Source organism: Amycolatopsis sp. NBC_01488, assembly GCF_036227105.1.
Lineage (GTDB): Bacteria > Actinomycetota > Actinomycetes > Mycobacteriales > Pseudonocardiaceae > Amycolatopsis.
In genome coordinates this window covers 7,215,919-7,230,863 of record NZ_CP109434.1, presented here as the reverse complement: position 1 = coordinate 7,230,863, position 14,945 = coordinate 7,215,919, and the positions used below count along the sequence as shown (strand labels likewise).

General features: G+C 72.5%; 12 protein-coding genes. 5 read left to right on the top strand and 7 right to left on the bottom strand.

The features are described 5' to 3' along the window. Positions 1–58 precede the first annotated feature (58 nt). The 3 genes from OG738_RS34195 to OG738_RS34185 are packed head-to-tail and all read left to right on the top strand — an operon-like array spanning position 59 to position 3,275. Positions 59–1,975 (top strand): prolyl oligopeptidase family serine peptidase, encoded by a 1,917-nt coding sequence (locus OG738_RS34195; RefSeq protein ID WP_329047283.1) that lies wholly within the window; start codon positions 59–61, stop codon positions 1,973–1,975. Beyond that, a complete protein-coding gene (locus OG738_RS34190) occupies positions 1,972–2,871 on the top strand; it encodes a S66 peptidase family protein (RefSeq protein ID WP_329047282.1) in 900 nt (299 codons plus the stop codon). Before OG738_RS34195 ends, OG738_RS34190 begins: the two co-directional genes overlap by 4 nt. Further along, complete coding sequence (locus tag OG738_RS34185; protein ID WP_329047281.1) at positions 2,868–3,275, top strand: TIGR03668 family PPOX class F420-dependent oxidoreductase; 408 nt, start codon at positions 2,868–2,870, stop codon at positions 3,273–3,275. The genes OG738_RS34190 and OG738_RS34185 overlap by 4 nt, the downstream gene beginning before the upstream one ends. Positions 3,276–3,316: 41 nt before the next feature. Here OG738_RS34185 and mptB read toward each other — a convergent pair whose 3' ends face one another. From mptB to OG738_RS34160, 5 genes are read right to left on the bottom strand one after another with little or no spacing between them, the layout of a single operon-like run. Then, positions 3,317–4,852, bottom strand: a complete 1,536-nt coding sequence (gene mptB, locus OG738_RS34180) for a polyprenol phosphomannose-dependent alpha 1,6 mannosyltransferase MptB (RefSeq protein ID WP_329047280.1) — start codon at positions 4,850–4,852, stop codon at positions 3,317–3,319. A gap of 47 nt (positions 4,853–4,899) precedes the next feature. Next, entirely contained in the window at positions 4,900–6,552 is a 1,653-nt protein-coding gene (nikE, locus tag OG738_RS34175) for an ABC transporter ATP-binding protein (RefSeq protein WP_329047279.1), read from the bottom strand. Beyond that, positions 6,549–7,451 (bottom strand): ABC transporter permease, encoded by a 903-nt coding sequence (locus tag OG738_RS34170; RefSeq protein ID WP_329047278.1) that lies wholly within the window; start codon positions 7,449–7,451, stop codon positions 6,549–6,551. Before OG738_RS34170 ends, nikE begins: the two co-directional genes overlap by 4 nt. Continuing rightward, positions 7,448–8,467: an ABC transporter permease gene (locus OG738_RS34165; RefSeq protein ID WP_329047277.1), complete on the bottom strand. Its 1,020-nt coding sequence runs from the start codon at positions 8,465–8,467 to the stop codon at positions 7,448–7,450. Before OG738_RS34165 ends, OG738_RS34170 begins: the two co-directional genes overlap by 4 nt. Before the next feature lie 2 nt (positions 8,468–8,469). Further along, positions 8,470–10,302, bottom strand: a complete 1,833-nt coding sequence (locus OG738_RS34160; protein WP_329047276.1) for an ABC transporter substrate-binding protein — start codon at positions 10,300–10,302, stop codon at positions 8,470–8,472. Positions 10,303–10,472: 170 nt separating this feature from the next. On the opposite strand from OG738_RS34160, the gene OG738_RS34155 reads away from it, so the two are divergent. Next, positions 10,473–11,300, top strand: coding sequence for a M55 family metallopeptidase (locus OG738_RS34155; RefSeq protein WP_329047275.1), 828 nt, complete (start codon positions 10,473–10,475; stop codon positions 11,298–11,300). Continuing rightward, entirely contained in the window at positions 11,293–12,591 is a 1,299-nt protein-coding gene (locus OG738_RS34150; RefSeq protein WP_329047274.1) for a M20/M25/M40 family metallo-hydrolase, read from the top strand. The genes OG738_RS34155 and OG738_RS34150 overlap by 8 nt, the downstream gene beginning before the upstream one ends. Here OG738_RS34150 and OG738_RS34145 read toward each other — a convergent pair. Together OG738_RS34145 and OG738_RS34140 are read right to left on the bottom strand one after the other, a co-directional pair. Next, the gene (locus tag OG738_RS34145; RefSeq protein WP_329047273.1) at positions 12,581–13,219 is read right to left on the bottom strand and encodes a class I SAM-dependent methyltransferase; all 639 of its coding nucleotides are present in this window, start codon (positions 13,217–13,219) and stop codon (positions 12,581–12,583) included. The two genes, OG738_RS34150 and OG738_RS34145, sit on opposite strands and share 11 nt — an antisense overlap. A gap of 41 nt (positions 13,220–13,260) precedes the next feature. Beyond that, positions 13,261–14,889, bottom strand: a complete 1,629-nt coding sequence (locus OG738_RS34140) for a tannase/feruloyl esterase family alpha/beta hydrolase (RefSeq protein ID WP_329047272.1) — start codon at positions 14,887–14,889, stop codon at positions 13,261–13,263. Between the last annotated feature and the right edge of the window lie 56 nt (positions 14,890–14,945).

The window sequence follows — 14,945 nt, the reverse complement described above, 5'->3', positions numbered from 1 at the left end:
CACGGCCGCATGATCGGCATCCGCCGCCCCACCGTTCGCGGGCCGATAGCCTCACGGGGTGTCTCGGATCTCGCCGTACGGAACCTGGTCCTCGCCCATCACCGCCGCCGACGTGGCCGCCGCCGGTGGCGGCCCGCAATGGCTCGACGTCGTCGGGGACGAGGTGTGGTGGGCCGAGGCGCGGCCCGGTGAGCAGGGCCGGGTCGCCCTGGTGCGGGCGGTGCCGGGCGGGACGGAGGACGTGCTGCCGCCGCCGTGGAACGTCCGCAATCGGCTGCACGAGTACGGCGGGCGGCCGTGGGCCGTCGCCGACGGGGTGGTGGTGTTCACGCACTGGGCCGACCAGCGGGTGTACGCGCTGAGCGAAACCGGGGTCGTGCCGCTCACCCCGGCTCCCGCGCAGCCGCAGAGCGTCCGTTACGGCGACCTGCGGGCCGGGCGGCCCGGTGCGGTGTTCGCGGTGCGCGAACGCAGCGTCGGGCCGCGGCCGACGGACATCGAGCGCGAGCTGGTGGCGATCTCTCTCGACGGCGGCGGCGAGCGGGTGCTCGCCGCGAGTCACCACTTCCTGACCGTGGCCAAGCCGGCGCCGGACGGGCGGCACGCGGCGTGGTTCGGCTGGGACCACCCGGCGATGCCGTGGGACGGGACCGAGCTGTGCGTGGCTCCCATCGCCGAGGACGGGTCGTTCGGGCCGCACCGGGTCGTGGCCGGCGGCGCCGACGTCTCGGTCTGCCAGGTCGAGTGGGAGACACCGGAGACGCTGCTGGCCCTGCTCGATCCGGACGGCTGGTGGAACCTGCACCGGGTCGGGCTCGACGGGGCGCTGACGAACCTCGCGCCGGTCGAGCGGGAGCTGGGCGGCCCGCTGTGGAAGGTGGGCTCGCGCTGGTTCGTTCCGCTCGGCGGCGGGCGGCACGCGGTGCTGGCGTCGGGAAGGCTGGCCGTGCTCGACGAGGCGGACGGCTCGGTGACGCCCATGGCCGAGGAGCTGACGGCGTGGTCGTCGACCGGGTTCGCGGCCTACGACGGCGGTTTCGTCGGGGTCGCGGCGGGGCCGGTCCGCGAAGCCGCGGTGGTGCACTTCGCGGCCGGGACGCTGACGGACCTCACGCCGCGGCCGGAGCTGCCCGCGGAGCACCTGCCGGTGCCGCAGGAGCGGGTGTTCACCACGCCCGGCGGCGAAATCGTGCCGGTGGTGCTCTACCTGCCGGCGAACCCGGACTTCGCGGCGCCCGAGGGCGAGCGGCCGCCGCTGCTGGTGCACGTCCACGGCGGGCCGACCGGGCAGTACCTGCCGGTGCTGGATCCGGAGCTGGCCTACTTCGCCAGCCGGGGCATCGCGGTGGCGGCGGTGAACTACGGCGGGTCCACCGGTTTCGGGCGGGCCTACCGGGAGCGGCTGCGGGAGCAGTGGGGCGTGGTGGACGTCGCCGACTGCGCGGCGGTGGCCGAGGCGCTGGTGGCGGCCGGGCTGGCCGACGGCGACCGGGTGGCGATCCGCGGCGGCAGCGCGGGCGGGTTCACCGCGGCGGCGGCCCTGACCACGACGAAGACCTACCGGGCCGGCACGGTGATGTACCCGGTGCTGGACCTGGCCGGGTGGACCGGCACCGAGGGCGACACGCACGACTTTGAGTCGCGCTACCTCGACGGGCTGGTCGGGCCGCTGCCCGCGGCGAGGCAGCGCTACGTCGAGCGGTCGCCGCTGGCGAACTCGGCGTCGCTGGCCGGGCCGGTGCTGTTCCAGCAGGGCCTGGAGGACCGGATCTGCCCGCCGGAGCAGGCGGACCGGTTCGTCGCCGGCCTGGCCGGACGCGGGATCCCGTACGCCTACCAGCGGTTCCCCGGGGAGCAGCACGGGTTCCGGCAAGCCGCGACGATCATCGCGGCGGTGGAGGCCGAATTGTCGTTCTACGGCCAGGTGTTCGGGTTCGAGACGCCGGGTGTGGCGCGGCTGGAGCTGTCCCGGTGAGGCCGCCGCGCCTGCGGGCGGGTGACACCGTGGCGCTGGTGGCGCCGGCCGGGCCGGTGCCGGCGGACCTGCTGGAGAAGGCCGTGCCGGTGCTGCGGAGCTGGGGTGTCGAGCTGCGGATCGGGCCGTGCGTGCGGGCCGAGCCGGGGTCGCCGCCCTATCTGTCCGGTTCGGATGCCGCGCGGGCGGCGGAGTTCACCGAGGCGTGGCTGGATCCGGGCGTGCGGTGCGTGCTCGCCGCGCGCGGCGGCTACGGCGTGCAGCGGATGCTCGACCTGGTGGACTGGGCGGCGTTGCGGGAGGCGGGCCCGAAGGTCCTGGCCGGGTCTTCGGACATCACGGCGCTGCACCGCGCGGTGAACGTCCACTTGGGACTGTCCAGTTTGTTCTCCCCGATGCCGGCGAGCGTGCTGTTCGACGACTTCGCGGTGGAGCACCTGCGGCGGACGTTGTTCGACCCGGAGCGGAACCTGGTGGTGCGCGGCGGTTCGGCGCTCGTGCCGGGGCGGGCGTCCGGGCGGCTGACCGGCGGGAACCTGTCGTTGCTGGCGGCGGGGCTGGGGACGCCGGAGCAGGGTTCGGCGCGGGACGCGGTGGTGCTGCTGGAGGACGTGACGGAGAGCGTGTACCGGCTGGATCGGATGCTGACGCAGTTGCTGCGCAGCGGCTGGTTCGCCGGGGTCCGCGGGATCGTCTTGGGTTCGTGGGCGGCGTGCGGCGACCCGGCGGACGTCCGTGCGCTGCTGCTGGAGCGGCTGGGGCCGTTGGGGGTGCCGGTGGTGGAGGAGTTCGGGTTCGGGCACGTCGCGTCGTCGCCGACGTTGCCGCTGGAGGTCCCGGTGACGCTGGACGCGGATCTGGGGACGCTGACGTTCGACACTCCGGCGCTGACATGACTCCGGAAGAGGCCCGGGAACGGTTCGCCGCGGCGCGGGTCGCGCGGCTGGCGACGGTGTCGGCGGCCGGGGTGCCGCACCTGGTGCCGGTGACGTTCGCGGTGCACGGCGACACGGTGGTGTTCGCGGTGGACCACAAACCGAAGTCGACGACGTCGCTGCGGCGGCTGGCCAACATCGCGGAGAACCCGGCGGTGTGCTTCCTGGCCGACGGCTACGACGAGGACTGGTCGCGGCTGTGGTGGGCCCGGGCGGACGGCTCCGCGCGGGTGCTTCCCGACGCCGAGCGCGCCGAGCCGATCTCCTGGCTCCAGGCGAAGTACGGGCAGTACCGGGAGCGGCCGCCGGAACACGCGGTGGTGGCGACGGAGATCCACACTTGGCGTGGCTGGGCGGGGTCGTGAGTGAGAAACAGTGTCCTAACCCTGTTTCTCACTCACGAGCGTCAGTCGCGGAGGAACTTCTCCGGGCGGCGCCACGCGTCGATCAGGCCCAGGGGGTCCGGTCGCAGCAGCGACGCCGCGGAGTACAGGCTCGCCACCACCACCAGGGCGATGAACCACCAGTCGTACAGGGCCTGCTCGCCGGTCGGGTAGTACACCAGCGTCACGAACACCGACACCGCCACCACCAGCGCCAGGTGGCGCGGCTGCCACTTGAACGCCGAGAGCAGCACGAAACCCCAGGTCAGGTACCACGGCAGCGTCGGCGGCATGAGGATCGCGACCGCGAGCAGCGAGATCCCGGCCCGGTAGACCGCTTCCGTGCCGCCGCCGCGGCCGAGCCACCACTGGCGGATGCCGAAGCCGATCAGCACGAGCATGCCCGCCGCCCGGGCGACCGTGACGAACGGCGAGGGCTGGACGTCGACGACCAGGTGGACGAGGTTGTAGAACACCTCGCCGATGCCGGTGGGGATGTTGAGCCAGTTCGCGATGAGCTGCGGGGCCTTGAGCCCGGACCACCAGCCGAGGTTGAGCGAGCCCAGCGAGATCCACGTGCCCGCCACGAACACCGGGAGGAACAGCCCGACCGACGCCGCGCCCGCGCGGAGGAAGGTGCGGACCTTCGACTCGCCTTCGAGGTGGTTGGCCCACATCCAGACGATGAACGGCAGCGCGATCGCCGCCGTGGGCTTGATCAGCATGCCGATCGTGACCAGGACGACCGCGACGACGTGCTTGCGCTCGAGTGCCGCGAGGACGCCGGTGGTGAGGAACGCGAGCATCATCAGGTCGTTGTGCGGGCCGCCGAAGAGGTGGATCACCATCATCGGGCTGGCCACCGCGAGCCACAGCGCGACCGGGAGCTTGCCGCCGAGGTGCTTGACCAGCCGCGGCAGCGCCCACAGCGTGCCGGCCAGGCCGGCCAGCAGGACCAGGCGCATCAGGATGACGCCGAGGATCATGTTGTCGCCGCTGACGGAGACGACGCCCTTGGAGATCAGCAGGAACAGCGGCCCGTACGGCGCCGGCGTGGTCTGCCAGAGCGGGTGGACGTTCTGCACGACGTTCGGCAGGACGTCGAGCTCGGCGGGGCCGTTGGCGTACGGGTCGAGCCCGTAGAGCAGCTGGGCGCCCTGGCCGAGGTAGGAGAAGACGTCGCGGGTGAACAGCGGCGGCGAGATGAGCAGCGGCGCCATCCAGCAGCCGGCGGCGACCAGGACGGGACGGCTGCCGACGCGGCCGAGCAGCACGTAGCGGCCGAGCCGGACCCAGGCCCACACGACGAGGCCGAAGCCGGTGTAGAGGACCGCGTTGGCGAGCATGCGCCCGTGGCCGTAGCGGATCCACGAGAGCGGGCCGTGGCCGAGCACCGGGTCCTTGATCAGGATGCCGCCGGCGCCGAACGCGGCGAGCATCAGCAGGGTGCTCCCGACCGTGCCCATCGCGATCGTGCGGTACGGGAATCGCGAAGGCGTGAGGAGCCGCTCGGCCAGTCCGGTCGAGGGCTTCTGCGCGGGGTCGGTGGTGGTCGCCATTTCCGTTCGGAGGTTACACACTGCGCTCGGGCGGGGTTCCCTCAGTGTCAGGTTTCGACGGTGCGGCGCTGGGCGGTGCCGCCGGGCAGGGCGGCCAGCAGGGACTTCGTGTACTCGTGCCGCGGGTCGAGCAGGACCTGTTCCACCGTCCCGGTTTCGACCAGCTCGCCGCGGTACATCACGGCGACGCGGTCGGCGATGTTCCAGGCCAGGCCCAGGTCGTGGGTGATCACCAGGGCGGCGAGGCCGAGCTCGCGCCGCAGCCGCAGCAGCAGCCCGAGGATTTCGCCGCGGACGGACGCGTCGAGCGACGCGACGGGTTCGTCGGCCACCACCACCGACGGCTCGAGGGCCAGCGCCCCGGCGATGACGACGCGCTGGCGTTGCCCGCCGGAGAGCTGGTGCGGGAGCCGGTCGGCGTACTTCTCGGCGGGCCGCAGTTCCGCGGCTTCCAGTGCGCGGTGGACGACCGCGCGTTCGTCGGCGAGCCCGTGGATCCGGGGGCCTTCGGCGACGGCCTCGTACACCGTGTGGGCGGGGTTCAGCGCGCTGGTCGGGTCCTGCAGGACCAGCTGGACCTGCCGCCGGTAGGCCTTCAGCCCCGGGCCGCCCGACGGCACCGGGTTCCCGGCGTAGCGGACCACGCCGGAGTCGGGTTTCTGCAGGCCGAGCAGGGTCCGGGCGAGGGTCGTCTTGCCGGAGCCGGACTGGCCGACGAGGGCGACGATCTCGTCACGCGACACCGCGAGGTCGACCCCGGCCACGGCGTCGATGCGCTTGCCGGTGCGGTCGCGGAAGGACACCCGCAGGTTCTCCGCGGCCAGCAGCGGCTCGCCGCCCGGGACGCGGCCCGCGGGCTCCGGTGGCAGCGGGGTGCTGGTCGCCGGGGCGAAGCGGGACACCGGGTCGCCGACGGTCGGGAACGCCGCCGCGAGCGCCCGGGTGTGCTCGTGCTTCGGGGAGCCCATCACCTCGGCGCTGGGACCTTCTTCGACGATCTGCCCGTCGTACATCACCGCGATGCGCCGGCAGGTCGCGGCGAGCACCGACAGGTCGTGACTGATCATGATCAGGCCGATGTCCTGCTCGGCGACCAGCCGGGAGAGCAGGTCGAGGACCTGGGCCTGGACGATGACGTCGAGGGCGGTGGTCGGCTCGTCGGCGATGATCAGCCGGGGCGAGCAGGCCAGGGCCATGGCGATCATGACGCGCTGCTTCTGCCCGCCCGAGAGCTCGTGCGGGTAGGCACCGGCCCGGCCCGGGGGCAGGTCGACCTGGGTGAGCAGCTCGGCGACCCGGGCGTCGACCTCGGCGTCCGTCGGCGGCTTGCCCCCGGGTGGGTGCAGGCGGATGGGCTCGGCGATCTGGTCGCCGATCCTGCGGACCGGGTTGAGGGCGTGCATGGCGCCCTGGAAGACCACGGACGCCTCGGCCCAGCGGACCGCGCGCAGGCGGCCCCACTTCATGGCGGTGACGTCTTCGCCGTCGAGGACGATCTCGCCGGTGATCTTCGCCGTGCGCGGCAGCAGGCGCAGCACGCTCATCGCGACGGTCGACTTGCCCGACCCCGATTCGCCGGCGATGCCGAGGGTGCCGCCGGGGTCGAGGGTGAGGTCGACACCGCGCACGGCGGGGACGTCCAGCTCGCCGACCGCATAGGTGACGTTGAGGTCTTTCAGCTGCAGCAGCGGCGTGGTCACTTCTTCAACCTCGGGTTGAGCACGGTCTCCAGTCCCCGGCCGACCAGGGTGAAGCAGAGCACGACGAGCACGATGGCGATGCCCGGCGGGAGCAGGTTCCACCAGGCGCCGCGGGTGACGGCGCCGTTGTTGAGCGCGGTTTCCAGCATCGCGCCCCAGGACACGGCGTTCGGGTCGCCGACGCCGAGGAACGCCAGGGTGGCGTCGGCGATGACGGCGTTGCCGACGACGAGCGTGGTGTTGGCCAGCACGAGCGGCAGCACGCCGGGCAGGACGTGCCGGCCGACGACGTGCAGGTGTCCCCCGCCCAGCGCCCGGGCGCGCTCGATGTACGGACGGCTTTCGATGGTGAGCGTCTGGGCGCGCACCAGCCGGGCGGTGCTGGGCCAGGAGGTCAGGCCGATGGCGACGATGACGGTGAAGACGCCGTGCGGCAGCACCGCCGACAGCGCGATCGCCAGCACCAGCGACGGCAGCACCAGGAAGAAGTCGGTGAACCGCATCAGGATCGTCGAGGTCCAGCCGCCGAAGTGGGCGGCGGTGATCCCGAGGAGGGTGCCGATGAGCACCGACAGGACGGTCGCGGAGAACCCGACGAGCAGGGAGATCCGGGTGCCCCAGAGCGTCATCAGCAGGACCGAGCGGCCGTCGATGTCGGTGCCGAGCCAGTACCGGCCGCTGGGTGGGCTGAGCGCGCCGCCGTCGGCCCGGGTGACGTCGAGGCCGGACTCGTCGCTGATCAGGGGCAGCAGCAGGGCCACGACGACGGTGACGGCGAGGATCGCCAGCCCGGTGAGCGCGCCCTTCTGGGTGGCGAATTCGCGCCACGTCTTCGCGACGGCCTGCCGGCGGCGCCGCCAGGCGATCGCCCGTGGCGATTCGATGCTCTCGGTGGTCATGAGGTGCGCACCCTCGGGTCGAGCACGCGGTAGAGCAGTTCCGCGAGCAGGTTCATCAGCACGACGGCGCCGGCCAGGACGACGAAGACGCCCTGCAGCACCGGCAGGTCCGGGCCGTGCAGGGACTGGTAGGTCAGCTGCCCGAGGCCCGGCCAGCTGAACACCGCTTCGACCGACACCGCGCCGGCGACGACCGCGCCGAACTGCATGAACACCAGCGTGGTGGTGGGCAGCAGGGCGTTCGGGACGGCGTGGCGGCGGCGGACGAGGTCGTCGCGCAGGCCCTTGGCGCGGGCGGTGGTGAGGTAGTCGGCGTTCATCTCCCCGAGCAGCGACGACCGCATGATCAGCATGTACTGGGCGTAGAACACCGCCAGCAGCGTCACGCACGGCAGCACCAGGTGGTGCAGGACGTCGAGGGTCTGGGAGAAGAAGTCGGGGGCGGCGTCCGGGGAGTGCATGCCGCGGCTGGGGAACAGCCCGTTGGTGGCGACCAGCAGGATCAGGCCGAGCCAGAACTGCGGGACCGACCACAGGGTGAGCGCGATGCCGGTCTGGGTGCGGTCGAACGCGCTGTCGCGGCGCCAGGCCGCCCGGGTGCCGAGCCACAGCCCGAGCACGACGGCGAGCACGGTCGCGCTGCCGACGAGCAGGACGGTCGGCCAGAGGCGTTCGGCGATCATGTCGCCGACCGGGCGGTTCTCCAAGTAGGACGTGCCGAAGTCGCCGTGCAGCAGCTTCCACAGGTAGTCGCCGAACTGCTGCAGCACCGGCCGGTCGACGCCGAGGCGTTCCCGCAGCTCGGCGACCTGCTGCGGGTCGGTGGGCCGCTCGCGGACCATGGTCGCGACCGGGTCGCCGGGCAGCATCCGGAAGAGGAAGAAGAACAGCACGATCACCAGCACGATGCTGACGACGGCTTCGACGAGCTTCTTGAGCACGAACCGGGCGGTGCCGGTCCCGCCGCTGCGCTCGCCGGGGTCGACGAGCGCAGCGGCCTGTTCGGGGGCGGTCATTCCTACTCGCGGTCTTCCGAAGTCTTGCTGCGGCGGCTGATGATCACGCCACCGGCGACGATGATCACCAGGACGATCGCGCCGACGACGATCCACACGACGGTGCCGCTGTCGCCGGAGTCGGCCGTGGCTTGGGAGCCGGCGGGGGTGGCGCCGTAGACGCCCCAGTAGCCGGACTGCTCGAGGATCGCGCCCTCGGGCTGCGGCTGCTTGGTGAAGCCGGAGAACTTGTCGGAGCGGTAGGCCTCGAGCGCGTTCTGGTAGTCGAGCACGACGTTGACGGCCTGGTCGGCGAGGCGGGCCTGGGCCTGCTTGACGATCCCGGCGCGCTTGGCGTCGTCGGTCTCGGCGAGCTGCTGGGCGCGCAGGCTGTCGAACTGGGGGTCGCAGAAGAACGTGTCGGTCGTGGCGCCCTTGCCCTGGGCGTTCGGGCGGGCCGCGCAGATGTGCAGCTGCAGCGCGGAGTCCGGGTCCGGGTTGGTGGCGTAGCCGGAGATGGCCAGGTCGTACTTGCCGGAGTTGGTGCGGTCGTTGAGCTCGTCGTCGGAAACGAGCTCCTGCTTGACCGTGATGCCGATGTCCTTGAGCCAGCCCGACACGTACTGCGCGAGGCGCTGGTCGTAGGGCCGGTTGGCGTGCCCGGTCAGCCGCAGCTCGAGCTTCCCGCCGCCGGGAACGGTGCGGACACCGTCGGCGCCCTTGGCGTAGCCGGCCTGGTCGAGGGCGGTGTTGGCGGCCGCGATGTCGAACTTGACCTGCTCGTTCGCCGCCGGTTCCCAGTGGTAGTTCTGGTAGATGGGCGGGATGACGCCGGTGCCGACCTGGGCGAGGCCGCTGGCGACGCGGTCGACGACGGCCTGCTTGTCGATGGCCTGGACGATCGCCTTGCGCAGCCGGATGTCCTTGAGCGCCGGGTTGCCGTCGCCGATCGGCTGGTTCTCGCTGTTCTGCACGCCGAAGTTGAGGTTGATCTCGTCGTAGCGGCGGCTGGGCGCGGCGTTGGTGGCGATGTTCGGCTGACCCTTGAGCGCGGTGAACTGGGTCGGGGTGAGCCGGTTGATGACGTCGACCTCGCCCTGGCGCAGGGCGTTGACGGCGGCTTCGGAGTCCTTGAAGACCAGCAGCTGGAGTTCGTCGACCTTCGGCGCGCCGCGCCAGTAGTCCTTGTTGGCCTTGAACTTGACGTACTCGTTCTGCTTGTAGTCGGTGAGCTGGTACGGGCCGTCGCCGACGCCGACGACCGGGATGCTGTCGGTCTTCGGGTCGTTGAGGTCCTTGATCGGCGCCCAGACGTGCTCGGGCACGATCGGGACGTCGAGCAGGTTCATGTCCGACTGCACGGTCTTGGTCTTGATGACCAGCGTGGTGTCGTCGGGCGCGGAGACCGTGTCGAAGTTGGTGACGTAGTTGCCGTTCGCGGTGCGGGCGTTCTCGTCGTTCATCATCCGGGTGAACGTGAACGCGGCGTCCTTGGCGGTGACCGGCTGCCCGTCACTCCACTTGACGCCGGACCGGATCTTGAACGTCCAGGTGAGCTTGTCCGGCGACGGTGTCCACGACTCGGCGAGCGCGGGCGAGGCCTGCGCGGTCTCGGCCGAGGGGATCGTGAGGAACTCGTAGACGAAGCGGCCGACCTGCGTCGAGGCGGCCAGCGAGGCGGTGAACGGGTTCAGGTGGTCGATGCCGGTGGTCAGCGCGACCCGCAGCACCTTGCCCTGCTGGGCCTGCGCGGGCACGGCGAGCGGGATCGCCGCCAGCGTCGCGGCCGCGACGACCGCGCCCACGCGGCCGAACCGCCCGACTCTGCGTTGGAAATGCACCAAAAACCACCCCATCGTTCTCGCTGTGAGCCTCCCCAAGGACGAGAAGTAACCACATACCCGGACAACCGCGCAATATGTTGCCGCCTCGGCAGGTGTCCGATCGTTATCGATCGGGTTTGGTGACCGACCGTGATCGGGGATTCCGCGCCCGGGGCCCGGGCGGCCTGGTTAGAGTGCCGGGCATGCGCATCCTGATCTCGGCGGACATGGAGGGCGCCACCGGTGTCACCTGGACCGACGACGTCGTGCCCGGTTCGCCGCAGTGGGACCGCTTCCGGCGGCTGTTCACCGGCGACGTCAACGCGGTGCTGGCCGGGTTGTTCGAGGCCGGGGCCAGTGACGTCCTGGTGAACGAAGCCCATTCGTCGCAGCGGAACCTGCTGCTGGAGGACCTCGACCCGCGGGCGCGGATGCTGACCGGGCGGCACAAGCCGCTGTCGATGATGCAGGGCGTCGACTCCGGTGTGGACGGTGTGGTGTTCCTGGGCTACCACGCGGGTGCGGGGTTCGACGGGGTGCTTTCCCACACCTACCTGGAGAACCAGATCACCGGGGTGTGGCTGGACGACGTCCCGGCGAGCGAGGGCAGGCTGAACGCGGCGATGGCCGCGGAGTACGGCGTCCCTGTCCTGCTCGTTTCGGGTGACGACAAAACGTGTGACGACGCCCGTGACTACGCTCCGGAGGCGGAGCTGGTCCAGGTGAAGGAGTGCGTGAGCCGGTACGCGGCGATCTGCCTGCCGCCGGCGCGCACGGCGGAGCTGCTGACCGGCGCGGCGGCCGACGCCATGGCGCGGGCCGGGCGCGAGGAGCGGCAGGTGCGGGCGCACCGGATCGAGGTGGAGTTCGACGCGAGCCACCTGGCGCAGTCGACGGCGGTGATCCCGACGGTGGAGCAGATCGGCACCCGGCGGGTCGGGTTCGACGCGGCGACCATGACCGAGGCGATGAAGGCGTTCAAGGTCGTCACGGCGATCGCGGGCGGGGCGGTGCAGGGCATCTATGGCTGACGTCGTCGAGCTGTGCGCGGACCTGATCCGCTTCGACACCACCAACCGCGGGAACAACGACGCCGCTCCTGAGCGGCCGGCCGCCGAGTACGTGGCGGCGTTCCTGGACTCGCTCGGCATCCCGGCGAAGATCCTCGAGGCCGCGCCCGGCCGGGCCAGCGTGGTCGCGCGGGTGCCCGGCACCGACCCGGCACTGCCCGCGCTGCTGGTGCAGGGCCACCTCGACGTCGTGCCGGCGGACGCGGCGGACTGGTCGGTGCCGCCGTTCTCCGGCGAGGTCCGCGACGGCTACCTGTGGGGCCGCGGCGCGACCGACATGAAGGACTTCGTCGCGATGGTGCTCGCCGCGCTGGCCGGCGGCGTGCGGCCGCGGCGTGAACTGGTGCTGGCGTTCGTCGCCGACGAGGAGGACCGCGGTGAGTGGGGCGCGCACTGGCTGGTCGCCACTCACCCCGAGCTGTTCGAAGGCTGCGAGGCGGCGATCAGCGAGTCGGGCGGCTACACCTACCACGTGCCGGCGGCCGACGGCCGTGACGTGCACCTGTACCCGGTCGGGACGGCCGAGCGCGGCACGGCGCACCTGCGCCTGACCGCGCGCGGCCGCGCCGGGCACGGGTCGCGGCCCAACGACGAGAACGCCGTCACCCGGCTGGTGGGCGCGCTGCACCGGATCGCGTCGCACCGCTGGCCGGTGACGCTGACCCCGGCGGTGCGGGCGTTCCTGGAGCGCACCGGATCGGCGCTCGGCGTGCCGGTGGATCTGTCCACTTCGGACGGAGTGGACGCCGCGGTGGCGGCGCTCGGCCCGGCGGGCTCGCTGGTGCTGCCGACGATCCGCACCAGCACGACGCCGACGATGCTGGACGCGGGCTACAAGGTGAACGTGATCCCGTCGACGGCGACCGCGCAGGTCGACGTGCGGGTGCTGCCGGGCACCGAGGACGAGCTGTTCGCGGCGCTGGACGAGCTGCTCGGCGCGGGCGTGACGCGGGAGTTCGTCGCGCACCAGCCGCCGGTGCAGGCCCCGGTGGACTCGCCGTGGTTCGACGCGATGGCCGCCGCGTTGCGGGCGGAAGACCCGGAGGCGGTGGTGGTGCCGTACTGCCTCGGCGGCGGCACCGACGCGAAGGCGTTCGCCCAGCTGGGGATCGCGAACTACGGGTTCGCCCCGCTGTGGCTGCCGAAGGGCTTCCCGTACCGGGCGATGGCACACGGGGTGGACGAGCGGGTGCCGGTGGCGGGCCTGCACTTCGGCACCCGCGTGCTGTCCCGGTTCCTCGCTAGCGTGTGAACTCGGCCCAGTAGCGGGCTCCGTCGCGGATCGTCTCCAGGCTCAGCAGCTTGACGCCGTCCTGGGCGACCGACGCGACTTCGGTGCGGCTGAACGGCCACGGCGGGCTCACCCAGGTGGCCATGTCGAAGTTCTCCTCCGCGACCTCGGAGACGATCGCCGTGCCGCCGGGGGCGAGGAAGCCCGCCAGGGCGGCCAGCGCCGCCGGGCGGAAGTCGCGGGGCATCGCCTGGATGTTCATGATCTCCACGACCAGGTCGAACGCGTGGTGCCACTCCCCCGGCGGGGCCAGCAGGTCGGCGACCACGTAGTCCACCGTGGACTCGGGGAACCGGGCCCTGGCGGCCTCGACGGCGGTCGGGGCGACGTCGAACGCCGTCACCGCCCAGCCGTGGGCCGCCAGGAGCTCGGCGTCGTCGCCCAGCGCGCTGCCGACGACCAGGGCCCGGCGGCCGTCGCCGGGTGTGACCCATGCGGCCAGGTCGGCGTTGGGTGCGCCGCGCGTCCACGGCACCTCGGCCTCGCCGCGGGCGGCGGCGGTGTAGAGCTGGTCGAACCAGCGGGTGGGGCTGCCCTCGGCGAGCGAGGCGCGGGAAAGTACCCGGTCGGCGGGTTCCGGCGTCGTCATGATCGTGATCTTAGCGACGACGCCGGACCCGCGTGACCCGTTCAGCGGGCTACCGGCCCCGGGATGGCGTAGAGGCCGTTGCCCGCCCAGTCGACGGCGTCGTGCGGCGGCGAGGCCGGCGGCGCCGGGCGGAAGTTGGCCGCGTCGTCGACGCTGCCGGTGCCGTCGTAGACCGCGCGCCGCGGGTAGGCGAACACCGGCCGCGTGCGGGTGACGTGGCCGGCGGCGTCGCGGCCGGTCGCGGTGACCACCGTGGGCGTGGTGCCGCGTTCGACCCAGGCGACGAGCTGCTTGAGCGGGTCGAACTCGGTGATCGTGGTGCCGCCGCTGCAGTGGTAGAGCGACGGGACCATGAACAGCCGGGCGAAGTCCTGGGGCCGACCGTGCGTGAGCCGCTGGTAGTAGTCGAGCGTGCCGGCCGGTGGGATGGCTTCGTCGGCCCAGCCGTGCCACAGGACGAGCTTGCCGCCGCGCCGCTGGAACGCCGAGAGATCGAGGCTCATCGCGTTGTACCGGACGCCCTCCGGGATCAGCCGGTCGAACTCGCGCCGGGTGAAGGCGAAGGTGTCGACGGTCGAGGCCGGTGCGCCGATCGGGTAGCCGAGGTAGCGCAGGTAGTTGTCGGCGAGGCTGCGGGCGAAGGAGACGCCGCCGGTCTCGGGCACGCCGATGATCCACCCGGCCCAGGACAGCTCCGAGCCCGGCAGCTCACCACCGGGGTAGAGCAGGGTGCCGTGGGCGTCGGTGGGCGGCGAGTAGAGCTTGCGGGTCGCGGTGACCTGGGCCGGGGTGAGGCACGCCGCGGTGTCCGGGCCGGTGCAGGTCAGCTTCGCCGGGTCGAAGTGGCACGCGCGGGGGTCGTCGAGCTGGCCGTCGGCGAGCCCGTCGAGGCGGTCGCAGGCGGCGAGGACGGCGTTGTGCAGGGCAGGCAGCTTCGCGGCGGTGAGGATGGGGCTGCCGTCGGCGGCGGTGTTCACCCGGGCGAGCCAGGCCTGGAACTCCAGCAGCGGGCTCCAGTAGTCCGCGGGTGCGCCGGCGACGACGCCGTCGAAGTCGGCCGGGTAGCGCTGGGCCAGCTCGAGGCCTTCGCGGCCGCCGTCGGAGCAGCCGGTGAAGTACGACTTGCGCGGCGGGGCGCCGTAGAAGGCCTGGATGATCGCCTTCGAGGCGCGCGCGACGACGTGGGGTGCGCGGAACTCGAAGTCGTCGCGGGCGGCCTGGTCGTGGGCGCCCCAGCTGCCGTCGTCGACGACGGCGGGGGTCTTGCCGACGTGCCCGTCGTCGGTGGCGGCGACCGCGACGTCCCCACCGTGGGGCAGGCCGCAGTCGGCGAAGGCGGGCGGGCTGACCAGGCCGCAGAAGCCGCCGCAGCCGTACTGCAGGTAGCGCCCGGCGTAGGTCTTGGTGGGCAGCCGCAGCGCGAACCGCACGGCGGGCTCGACGTAGCCCTGGACGCCGCAGTACTCCGGGTCGGTGGCGGTCGCGGCGACGACGGTGGCCGAGGTGACGTGCGTGGCGGCGCCCGGGAGCGCGAACCCGCGGACCAGGTCGCCGCAGGCGGTGACCGGCCGGACCGCGGCGTCCGTGGCGGTGGTGGCGGCCGCCGGGGCGAACCCGGCCGTGGCGAGCAGGAGTGCCGTGACTGCGGTGATGGTCCGAACGCGTCTCATCTGGTCCCCGTTCCCTCGGTTGTCCAGTTCTGGCCAGGTTTGCCGACCGGTCTTGA